The 11,865-nt window shown below is 53.7% G+C and carries 4 protein-coding genes and 1 CRISPR repeat array; of the genes, 3 read left to right on the top strand and 1 reads right to left on the bottom strand.

Translation table 11 applies throughout. The features are described 5' to 3' along the window. Nucleotides 1-22: 22 nt before the first annotated feature. Nucleotides 23-1,120: direct repeats of the CRISPR family, unit length 32 nt; unit sequence GTCGCGCTCCACGTGAGCGCGTGAGTTGAAAT. A 134-nt stretch (nucleotides 1,121-1,254) separates the two neighbouring features. Further along, nucleotides 1,255-7,011, bottom strand: a complete 5,757-nt coding sequence (locus LI114_RS11300) for a DUF3320 domain-containing protein (RefSeq protein ID WP_227220742.1) — start codon at nucleotides 7,009-7,011, stop codon at nucleotides 1,255-1,257. Nucleotides 7,012-7,257: 246 nt separating this feature from the next. Here LI114_RS11300 and LI114_RS11295 point away from each other — a divergent pair, with 246 nt between their 5' ends. From LI114_RS11295 to ptsP, 3 genes are all read left to right on the top strand, one after another. Then, nucleotides 7,258-7,869, top strand: a complete 612-nt coding sequence (locus tag LI114_RS11295) for a hypothetical protein (protein WP_022126668.1) — start codon at nucleotides 7,258-7,260, stop codon at nucleotides 7,867-7,869. 407 nt (nucleotides 7,870-8,276) lie between these two features. Continuing rightward, nucleotides 8,277-9,944 (top strand): 2-isopropylmalate synthase, encoded by a 1,668-nt coding sequence (locus LI114_RS11290; protein ID WP_227220743.1) that lies wholly within the window; start codon nucleotides 8,277-8,279, stop codon nucleotides 9,942-9,944. 186 nt (nucleotides 9,945-10,130) lie between these two features. Beyond that, nucleotides 10,131-11,831, top strand: coding sequence for a phosphoenolpyruvate--protein phosphotransferase (gene ptsP / locus LI114_RS11285; RefSeq protein WP_227220741.1), 1,701 nt, complete (start codon nucleotides 10,131-10,133; stop codon nucleotides 11,829-11,831). Nucleotides 11,832-11,865 lie beyond the last annotated feature (34 nt).

Genomic DNA, 11,865 nt, shown 5'->3' with positions numbered 1-11,865 from the left:
AAACGTTGCGACGTCGTCCATCGTCGCGCTCCACGTGAGCGCGTGAGTTGAAATGATGCCGCCGACAAACGTTGCGACGTCGTCCATCGTCGCGCTCCACGTGAGCGCGTGAGTTGAAATGTCACCAAAACGCAGCGTAGACAGCCACTCTTCGTCGCGCTCCACGTGAGCGCGTGAGTTGAAATTTTCTTCGGGCGTGCCGTTGTCCTTGGGCACGCGTCGCGCTCCACGTGAGCGCGTGAGTTGAAATCTATTTGAGTTGTCCCTATAAGCACTATCTTGGAGTCGCGCTCCACGTGAGCGCGTGAGTTGAAATGAACTGTGGCGCAGGGCGGCACAGGATAACAGAATAATGTCGCGCTCCACGTGAGCGCGTGAGTTGAAATTGCTTCATGAGCTATGTGTTCATCTGAATAGGCTGGTCGCGCTCCACGTGAGCGCGTGAGTTGAAATACTATACCGAATTGTGATGGCGGCGCTCTATCTGAGGTCGCGCTCCACGTGAGCGCGTGAGTTGAAATCGGTCACAAGGGTCTTGATATACGAATTGCCCGTGTCGCGCTCCACGTGAGCGCGTGAGTTGAAATATAGGGTTCGGCGGCTGTTTCGCCGAGGCGCACAAGTCGCGCTCCACGTGAGCGCGTGAGTTGAAATCTTCCGTTGTGAATTGGAAGTGCTTCCTGTTATGGTCGCGCTCCACGTGAGCGCGTGAGTTGAAATAATATCGCCCCATCTATCTCCGAACCAGTCTCCAAGTCGCGCTCCACGTGAGCGCGTGAGTTGAAATCCTCAAAATTTATAGGCTTGCCGCTTTTCGTGTAGCGTCGCGCTCCACGTGAGCGCGTGAGTTGAAATGGTGATCTGGGCCATTGTGTCGGCGGTCTTGTCCGTCGCGCTCCACGTGAGCGCGTGAGTTGAAATCTACCATTTTGATTGCCATTTCAATCTGTTTATAGTCGCGCTCCACGTGAGCGCGTGAGTTGAAATGTGATACGGCGGATCGCAGTAAAATAAAGCGTTAGTCGCGCTCCACGTGAGCGCGTGAGTTGAAATGCCGCGAGATGTGCGAACATCTACTCGCGGCTTGCGTCGCGCTCCACGTGAGCGCGTGAGTTTAAATCGTTCCTGGTTTAATTTTTTGTAGCAAAATCATTAGTCGCCCTCCACATCAAAAAACACCGTCAGACGACCCTTTTTGTGAGGTATCTGACGGTGTTTCTATTTTTTTATCTTTGCTTCAGCGATGAAAAATACTCACACCGCCGTCACTCTCCCCTTATCCGACTTAGCAAGCTTTCCGCTCTCGATGCCCTTTCTTACCGCGTAGCCGATCGTGCTCTCGATCACGCCGCCTGCTCGGGCAAAGCCAAATTTCTTCGCCGTTTCCTTTATCAGGTCGGGCTCGGATAGGCTGATCTGCTCGCTGAGCACCTCGCTCGCGGCGCAGAGTATCTCCTCCGAGGGGATGTTGTCCGCCGTGCGCTTCGCCGATTCGCTGTCAGCGCGATACGCCGAATACTCCTCGGGGCGCTGACCATCGCGCCAAATGAAAACGCGGTCTTCGTCCTGCGTTGCCGTTGCAGGGACGCTGCTCATCACGTCCGTGAAAATACTCTCAACGCGCGCGCCGCCTCGCGTGATCGACCACGCGCTCAGCACCTTTTTCATCAGCAGTTTGCGGCTTATCGGCGCTTCCACCGCGATGATCTTCTCCACGATCTCTTTTATCCTGCGCTTGTTCTGCGGCAGATAGTATTCGTCCGATGTGCCGATAACGCCGATCTCCGCCGTTACATAATCTTCGCGCGCCGTGGCCGCGAGCTTCGATATGTCCTCTTTTTCAAACGTCGCAGCCGCAAATACCGTAGGCTTTACACGCACTTTTACAGATTTCTCCTGCTTTGGCACGTTCTCGATCGCCGCCTTTATGCTGCGCAAAACGCGCTGTCTGTCGTCGAACCAGTCGAGCGTCCATATTCTGATGAGGTTCCAGCCGAGGCCTTTCAGCACGCCGGGCTGGAGCACGAATTTGTCCTGAGCGGTGGAGTTTTCCGCACTGCCGTCGAGCAGTATGCCGAGTATGTACTCCTCCTCGTTTTCGGGGGCGATAACACCGATGTCCACCTTGAATTCCGACGAACCGATCGCGCACTTCACATCGTAGCCCATCTCGGTGATGGCTTTCGCGATGCTCTCAGCCACTGTGCTGTCAGCGGAGGGCGCGGCAGAATCGTGCTGTATCACCGCAAGCCTGCCTTTTTCTGCAAATTCTAAGAAGCCCTTCAGACCCGCAACGCCCTCAGACCGCGTTCTTGAAAAGTCGATCTGCTCGGGACGAAGCACCGAGTAAACGATCATCGCTTTTCTCGCGCGCGAGATGGCGACGTTCAGTCTGCGCCAGCCGCCCTCACGGTTGAGAGGACCGAAATTCATCGAAACGTTTCCGCTTTGATCAGGGCCATAGCCGACCGAGAAAAGTATAACGTCGCGCTCATCGCCCTGCACGTTCTCCAAATTCTTGATGAATATCGGCTCGTCGGATCTCTGGTCAAGTTCCTCCAGTTCGGGGTGCTTCTCCCACTCTTCGCAGAGCATATCGTCGATGAGATTTTGCTGTACCGAGCTGAAAGTTACCACGCCTATGCTCTCGCCGCGCAGTTTTTCGTCGCTCAGCCGGCGGATGATCTCGTCCACCACTGCCCGCGCTTCCGCCTTGTTCTGTTTGGTCTTGCCCTTATCGTAAAAGCCCTCGGGGTGCACGATGGAAACTTTTGAGATCAGGTCGTTGTTCGAGGGGAAAGTCAGCAGTTTGTTGTCGTAATACTTCATATTGCTGTACGCGATAAGGCTCTCGTGGCGCGAACGGTAGTGCCATTTCAGATACTCCTGCGGCATCGAGATCGCCAAACAGTCGTCAAGCAAGCTCTCGAGGTCTTCCTTATCGCTGTTCTCTTCGTCGATCCTGTTTGAGGAGAAGAAATTGGTCGGCGGAAGCTGTTTCGGGTCGCCGACTATCACAACATTCTCGCCGCGCGCGATAGTTCCCGCCGCCTCAGCCGTCGGAAGCTGCGAAGCTTCGTCGAAGATAACGAGGTCGAATTTCGGGAACGAGGGGTCGATGTACTGCGCCACCGAGATCGGGCTCATCAGCATACACGGGCAAAGTCGGCGCAGCAGAGTAGGTATCTTGTCGAAAAGGCTGCGCAGAGATATCATTCTGCCGCCGCTCTTTATCGCGCGTTTGAGTATGCCCATCTCAGAAGCGGCGGAGCAGGCGCTGCCCGCAACGGGTATTTTTGCCGAGAGCCGCGCCGCAAGCTCCTGCACCGTCAGCCGCGAAAAACGCTCCGTTTCCAGTTTGAACTGCACTATCAGATCGTTCAGGCTGTTGCTGCTAAAGCCTTTCAGCCGTTCGTCGGCGTGTATCATCGCGAGCGCGAGCTGGTAATGCAGTGCGCACGAAAACGCCGTTTCAACGTTTTCGCTGCCGACATTTCCCGCGTGGTAGCTCTCGCTTACGCAGGCAAGTCCGCTGTCCGCAAGAGCTTTGTCGGCGGTGTTGAATTCCGCCGCGTACCTCAGTTTGTCGGCATTATCGGCGTAAACGCGAAGCCTGTCCGCCGCCGCGCTCAGCCAATCGCTCTGACCGTCTAGCTCGCTGATATTAACAGCAAATTCTTTTTCAAAGGCCGCCAGTTTTTCCAGACAGTCCGCCAGCGCCGCGCCATCGTCATCGCAGTTCGCCGCCGCAAGCTTTCCAGCGATCTCAGCAGGCAAAACTCCGCCCTTAGCCCTTATCGCAGACATCACGGCGGCGGTCTTTGCGGACGCTTTTTCCAGCGCGTTCCAGTCAGTCTGCTCGTTCATGTACAGCCCCGTCATGGTCGCCGCGACGTCGCTCGGCAGGCTGCGCAGAGTTTCCCGCATCTCGCTCGCCGCGCACAGCTTATCGAGTATGACGGCGAGGTCGGTCTTTTTCACCGCGGCGGGATCTTTAGCGTGCAGTTTCAGCGCTTTCACAAGCTTGCTCAGCCCAAGCGCTTTCGGCAAAAACCACGAAGCTTCAGCCTGTTTGCGGCGCTGTCTTGCCTCTGCCGCGGGGTAATCGAACACGCTTTTCTCAAAGCTTGCGCCGATCTCCGCGCATAGGGCGCTGTACTGTTTGCCGAGCGCGACTGTCTGCGTTATCTTCTCGAAAAGCACATCATAATGCGGCGCGGCGAGCAGCGCAGGCAAAAGTTCGCCCTCCATGTGCGCTGCCGCAAATATCTCCGCGAGCATTTTTACCGAGTGCTTATCGAGCGCGCCGTGATAGCCGTAAGCTTCGGCGAGGGTGTGCGCATGGCGAGCCGCAGCGTTCGTTTTTTCAGACAATTCATCTGCCAGCGCACGGAATCTGTCGCGCTGATCTATCGAATACGCCGTAACGCCAACGCCGCTCAGCGGGAATTCTGAAAATCTGCCCGTTTCGGCGATCGCGACCGAATATTTGTGCACCAGCTCGGCGTAAAGCGCAAGCTGATCTTTCGTAAGCTCGGCGGGGGCGGCGTGCGAAAAGCTTATCTTGCCCTGCTCGTCGGCGGCGCGCTCGTATGCCGAGATCACGTCAAAAAGGCTCATGCCGCAGGCGCGCTTTTCGTGCAGAGCGGTTATCGTATCGTTCAGTTTACGCTTCTGCCCGCTCAGCTTGTCCGCTTCGGCGGCGTAATCCTCGGGCGATTTTATCCTGCCGACCTCGAGCGCCTTGTTCAGCTCGGCGAGCACGGTGGATTTATTGGTCTTGTTGGAATGAAGTTCCAGACAGAACGGGTCAAGACCTAAGTTTTCAAGGCGCTTCTGTACCACGTTGAGCGCCGCCATTTTCTCGGCGACGAAGAGCACCGTCTTGTCGTTATACAGCGCGTTCGCGATCATGTTCGTGATGGTCTGCGACTTGCCTGTGCCGGGAGGGCCGTGCAGAACGAAGCTCTGCCCCCTGCCCGCAGCGGCGATGGCAGCGAGCTGAGAAGAGTCGGCGCTCATCGGTACAGCCATGTTCGCGAGGTCGGGCGCGGAGTCGATATTTTCGGGCGTGAGGTCGATATCCTCGGGCGAATAGGTCAGCCTGCCCTCGATAAGGCTGGAAACCACCTTGTTTTCTTTCAGCTCATCGGCGCGGTTGCGCAGGTCGTTCCACATAACGAACTGGCTGAACGAAAACAGCCCGATGAACGCGTATTCCTCGATATTCCAGCGCTTTTTGCCCATTATCGCCTGACGAATCGTGTTGAACACCAGCGGCAGATCTATGCCCTGTTCGTCGAGCGGCAAGGGGTCAAGCCCCGTGATCTTGATCCCGTGATCCTGCCGCAGGTACTCCAGCAGGGTGACGTTTATCTGCGTTTCCTCCTGACGGCTCCTTATAACGTAGCCCTTGTTGCGGCTGTTTCGCACGATGTCGATCGGGATAAGCACAAGCGGCGCGTAGCGGGGTCTTTCAGAGATGTCGCTTTCAAACCAGCGCAGCAGACCCAGCGAGAGGAAAAGCGTGTTGCTGCCGTTTTCCTCCATGCTGACTTTCGCCGAGCGGTAGAGGTTTTTCAGCGCGGCGTCAAGGTCTTTTTCGCTGAGAAAAGTGCGTATGCGCTTGTTTTTGAACTCGGCTTCCGCTATGTTCGTGATGAGGTCTTTTTCATTTTCTATCTCAAATATCTTTGCGTCGCGCACCGATACCGTCCACTCAGAGGGTATCTCCATTATGCGGAGATCGCTGCCGCTAGCCAGCTCGTCCTCAAGCTTCGCGAGGTCGGCGGTCATGATCTGCATCGTGCTTTTGGTAACGCGGAAATTCAGCAGCGAGTTGCGCAGGCTGAAATCGAGCAGCTTGCGCTCCCAGATATTTATCTTGGTAACGGGCTTGTCGCTGCCCTCGGCTACCCTGCCGAGCATCGAGCTGCTCAGCTCTGAGGGCGCTCTGACCTCCCGCGGCTTATCGTTCTCCTCCGCAAGCTGTATGCCGGAGCAGGAAAGCTCGGGGCGCAGCGGGATAGGGCGGATACCGCTGCCCCTGCTGCGCTGAATATCCACCACGCAGTTGAAATTTGAAACATCGTTGAGGTGGTCTTTGCCGTGTTTAAGCGCGCGGTCAAAATCGGCTGTTCTGCCGTCAACGAAGTCGGTACACTCGACAAGCAATATCTCTTCAGCGTCCGCCGCGATACGTTTTTCGAGGGCGGAAATATCGTCAACGCAGCAGTCGGCGAAAGTTTCGCTCTCCAGCCAGCAGCCGCAGAAAGCGTGACCTTTGAGGAAAACGAGCAGCGGGTGCAGACCCACCGCCTCTAGGCAGGAAGCGTAAAGCAGCGCGAGGTCAAGGCAAGTGCCCAGCTTCTGCTCAAGCACGCTATGCGGCAGGCGCACGCGCTGACCCGACATTTCGTAGCTCGCGGGCGGGTTGTTATAAATAATTTTCTGCTGCGCCAGCGCCGCGTATATCGCCGCCATTTGCAGCTTTACGTTATTTGGATTTTGGGTCTGGTAGCCTGTAAACGCGGGGTCGTCCTTCCACTTTTTGAGGAATAGCGAAGCGTCGTGCACCACCGCGGAAACAGCGGGGTGGTTAGGCGTAACGAAAGCGGCGATAATCTCAGGCATAACGGCAAGCCCGCTCCACTGATCGTAAGCGAGCAGCTCGATCTGATCTTGATAAGTGAAGATATTTTCATCGCCGCGAAGCACATCGACGGTGATATTGCCGATCATTTTTTCGGTAAGCGAGAAAAGAAAATCGGTATTAGTCGCGATCTTGACGGGCGAGATCTCGACGGAGCCATTTGCCGGAATATTCTCTACATGGTAAGTAAAGGTCTTGGCGAACTCAGGCTCAAAGCTGATCTTTAGGTCTATATTTTCAAGGGCGGCGTCAGACTCGTTAGCAACTACGAGATCTCTGATAACGGGAACATAATTTTGCTGCATAGCGAAATTTATGGAAGCATTTATATTCCCGCTGACGGAAACGATATTATCCACAATTACCCCTCCGATAAAAAATTTTTTAGTTTTGTCAGCAAGATATGACAGTAATTATATTATAACATATTTTTTGGTGATTGGCAAATGTTTTTTGAACATAGATAAGCTCACAGATCCAGAGCTGATATTTTTCTTTCATGTCGAAAAGTTTTTTATGAATTGGTTATGAAGCCATTGCAATTGTGTTAAAAATATGTTATAATAGAAAAGTCGTAAAAAAAAGAACCGTAAAGGAAACACAAAATGACTCAGATAAGTTTAGAAAGCCGCTTGAAAACGCGCACGGTGTATATCTTTCTCGTGCGGACAAATTCCGTATTCTCAAATATCATCTCGCTTTTCACGCGCACCAAGTATACTCACGCCTCCATCGGCTTCGACTCGCAGTGCAGCTGCCTTTACAGCTTCGCGCGGATACATACTCTGCTGCCGATACCCGCAGGCTTTGTGCGCGAGAGCACTAAAACGGGGCTGCTCAGCCTAAACCCGAACGCGCCATGCGCCGTATACCGAGTAAACGTCACCGAGCAGGCTTACGAAGATCTGTGGGCGCATCTGCAAAAAATGTACCTTAACAAAAAGCGCTACGGCTACCACTATCTCGGCCCCGTATTCTGCTTTTTCGGGCTGCCGATACGCGTGAAAAATAAATACTTCTGCTCGCAGTTCGTGGCGGAGCTGCTCTCGCGCTACCGTATTGCGAAGCTAAAAAAGCCCGCTTCGCTCTATCACCCGCGGGACATAGCCGAGCTTAGCGAGCTTACGCCGATATTCGAGGGTAAGCTCTCGGAACTTTCCGCCGACCCCGAAAAGTGCGCGCCGCAGATATTGCTGGATACACGCAAATATTCTTAAAAAATTGTGAATTGTACAGAACGCCCTTGACAATCGCCGATGGGTGCTGTATAATGTAATATATAAATTAACATCAAACGATCAAATGCGATGATTAGGAAAAAAAGCATGATGATCCCTTTGCAGAGAGCCGCGCAGGGTGGAAAGCGGCATGGGTCTTATGTGATAGCTCGTCCTTTAGCAGGCTTGGCGAAAGCGCGCGGCGCAAAGTAGCTGAGCACGGAATGCTCCCGTTAAAGAGCGGCGCGTTGATAGACGCGGCTGAGGCATACAGCGTGAGTTGTATGCGAATGAGAGTGGTAACACGGGTTTTTCGCTCGTCTCTTGCGTATAACAAGAGGCGGGCTTTTTTGATTTGGTTGGTTTGAGAGATCTGTAACTAATTGGAGGAAAAAACTATGGCAAACATGAAAAATTCTGAAAAGTACACACGCGGCTACTTTATGCCGCCCGTAAAGTGCATGAAGTGGACAGAAAAGGAATACATCGATAAGCCGCCCATGTGGTGCTCGGTAGACCTTCGCGACGGCAATCAGGCGCTGATAATACCAATGAGCCTCGAAGAAAAGCTCGAGTTTTTCAAAAAGCTGGTGGAGATAGGCTTTAAGGAGATCGAGATAGGCTTCCCTGCGGCGAGCGAGACCGAGTACGAGTTCTGCCGCACGCTCATCGAGCAGAACATGATACCAGACGACGTGCGCATACAGGTGCTCACGCAGTCGAGAGAACACATAATCAAAAAGACATTTGAAGCCATCGACGGCGCAAAAAACGCGGTAGTGCACCTCTACAACTCCACCTCCGTGGCGCAGAGAGAGCAGGTTTTCCGCAAGAGCAAGCAGGAGATAATCGACATAGCCGTTACAGGCGCAAAGCTCTGCAGCGAGTACAAGCAAAAGTCTAAGGGCAACATAATCTTCGAGTACTCGCCCGAAAGCTTCACCGGCACTGAGCCTGAGTTCGCGCTGGAGATATGCAACGCAGTTATCGACATCTGGCAGCCTACCGCTGAGGACAAGGTGATAATCAACCTGCCAGTTACCGTAGAAATGTCGATGCCGCACGTTTACGCTCAGCAGGTAGAGTATATGTGCGACAATCTGAACTGCCGCGAGAACGTAATAGTTTCGCTGCACCCCCACAACGACCGCGGCTGCGCGGTGGCAGACAGCGAGATGGGTCTGCTGGCGGGCGCTGACAGAATAGAGGGTACTTGCTTCGGCAACGGCGAGAGAACGGGCAACGTTGACATAGTAACGCTGGCTATGAATATGTATTCGCAGGGCGTAGACCCGCAGCTCGACTTCTCGGATATGCCCTCGCTGGTAGAGATCTACGAGCGCGTTACCCGCATGAAAGTTTACGAGAGAACTCCTTACGCGGGCAGCTTGGTATTCGCGGCGTTCTCCGGCTCGCATCAGGACGCTATCGCAAAGGGCATGAAGTGGCGCGAGGAGAAAGACCCCGAGCACTGGAACGTACCTTACCTGCCTATCGACCCGAAGGACGTTGGCAGAGAGTACGACGGCGACGTTATAAGAATAAACTCGCAGTCGGGCAAGGGCGGAATAGGCTTCCTGCTTCAGAAGCAGTACGGCTACAGCCTGCCCAAGAAGATGGCGGAGGATTTCGGCTACGCGGTAAAGAGCGTATCAGACCACAAGCATGCCGAGCTTATGCCGAACGAGATCTACGATATATTCCGCGAGCGCTACATGAACAAGACCGAGCCCTGCGACATCACCGAAACGCACTACGTTCAGAATAAGGACGGAAGCATCACGGCGAAGATCACGGCTATGATGAAGCCGAGCGGCGAGATAAAGATATACGAAGCAAACGGCAACGGCAGACTTGACGCAGTAGCGAACGCCGTAAAGGACGCGCTTGGCATACAGTTCACGCTGGAAACTTACGAAGAGCACGCCCTCGACCGCCACACTACGAGCGAAGCGGTATCTTACGTTTCGATAGTATACGGCGGCAAGACATACTGGGGCGCAGGCAGACACTCGGACATAATAGTTTCGAGCGTAAGGGCGCTGGTTTCGGCTATCAATAATATCGAGAGATAATTTCAGACGGATATATGAAGGCTTTTCCTGCTGATGGGGAGAAGCCTTCCCTTTTTTGCCGCGAAAAAAATTGCCGAATATTTGACAAACCGCCGCAAAAGATTTATAATGTAGTTATACGATAAAAAAGATAAAAACTATACATTATATATAGAAATTCAGATCAGAAAGGTGTGGATTCTTACTATGGAAAAACTTAAAGGCAGAGCCGTAATGGGCGGGATAATTTTCGGCAAGCTGGTATTTTATCAGCGCGACGAGCAGGTCGTGAAAAAACGCAAGGTGGGAAATCCGCAGCTGGAGCTTCAGCGCTACGAATATGCGCGCGACAGAGCTATCAACGAGCTTGACGCACTTTACGAGCGCGAGATAAAAAACATCGGCAAAGACCACGCGGATATTTTCATGATACACCGTATGCTGCTGGAGGACGAATCATTTGTCGAGAAGATAGAAAAGTCGATACTGGAGGACGAGTGCTGCGCAGACTACGCCGTGCAGCTGGCGGCTTCGCAGGTGGCGGGCGAGCTGGGCCACGCCGAGGACGAATACATACGCGCGCGCACCGCAGACGTAAAGGACGTTTCGCGCAGGCTGATACGGCACATACAGAACAAATCTGAGCAGGAGATGAACTTCGAGAAAAACTCGATACTCTGCTGCTTCGACATAGAGCCGAGCGAAACGGTAGCGCTTGATAAGCACAAGGTGACGGCGGTCTGTACCTGCTACGGCTCGGCAAATTCGCACTCCGCAATACTCGCGCGCACTATGAACATACCTATGATAGTCGCTTTCGGCAAGCAGCTTACAGAAGAATGCAACGGCAAGCGCGCCATAGCGGACTGCTACTCGGGCACGCTTTACATCGAGCCGGACAAGGATACCATTCGCAAAATGCTCGAAAAGCGCGAAGAAGAAGGCAGAAAGCACGAGCTGCTGAAGCGCCTGCGCGGCAGACGAAACATCACCCTAGACGGCACTGAGATACAAGTATACGCGAACATCAGCGGGCTGATGGACGTGAAGTACGTCGAGGAAAACGACGCTGGCGGCATAGGGCTTTTCCGCAGCGAATTTCTGTATCTGCAAAACGACGACTTTCCCGACGAGGAATTGCAGTTTTACACCTACCGCCGCATACTGGAGAAGATGAACGGCAAGAAAGTAATAGTGCGCACGCTGGACATCGGCGCGGACAAAAACCCCGACTACCTGAGCAGCGACATGGAGGAAAACCCCGCGCTGGGTATGCGCTCGATACGGATATGCTTCGAGAAGCCGGAGATATTTCGCACGCAGCTGCGCGCTCTCTACCGCGCCTCGGTCTACGGCTCGTTGGCGATACTTTTCCCCATGATAATCGACCCTGAAGAGATAATCGCGGTAAAGGCGATAATACAGGACGTAAAGGACGAACTGGACGCCGAGGGCGTGCCATACTCCGACAAGGTTGAGATAGGCATAATGATAGAAACGCCCGCGGCGGTGATGCTGAGCGACGAGCTGGCGCGCGAGGTAGACTTTTTCAGCGTAGGCACAAACGACTTGGAGCAGTACGCCTTAGCGCTCGACAGGCAGGACAGTCGCCTGGAAAAATACTGCAAGCCGCACCACCTAGCTGTGCTGAGAATGATAAAGATGGCCTGCGACAGCGCGCACCGCTACGGCAAATGGATAGGCATATGCGGCGAGCTGGGCGCAGAGCTTTCGCTGACCGAGCTTTACCTCGCTATGGGCATAGATGAGCTTTCCGTTTCGCCCTCTCAGGTACTGCCCGTGCGCAAAAAGATACGCTCGATAAGCCTTACTGACAGGCTGGGAATACTGCTTCGCTACGGCGTTATACGCCCTGACGAGCTTTACGATTACGATATGTTCCGCTGAATGTTGTGAAAAGTGCATAAAATGTTGAGCGAAA

It is taken from the genome of Ruminococcus sp. 210702-SL.1.03 (assembly GCF_020559915.1).
Classification (GTDB): domain Bacteria; phylum Bacillota; class Clostridia; order Oscillospirales; family Ruminococcaceae; genus YE71.
The sequence above is the reverse complement of the archived record's forward strand: the minus strand, read 5'-3'. Positions and strand labels throughout refer to the sequence as shown.

What these genes read in the sequence shown, in the direction of transcription:
- ptsP (WP_227220741.1), top strand. Translation starts at nt 10,131, where the DNA reads ATGGAAAAACTTAAAGGCAGAGCCGTAATGGGCGGGATAATTTTCGGC.
- LI114_RS11290 (WP_227220743.1), top strand. Translation starts at nt 8,277, where the DNA reads ATGAAAAATTCTGAAAAGTACACACGCGGCTACTTTATGCCGCCCGTA.
- LI114_RS11295 (WP_022126668.1), top strand. Translation starts at nt 7,258, where the DNA reads ATGACTCAGATAAGTTTAGAAAGCCGCTTGAAAACGCGCACGGTGTAT.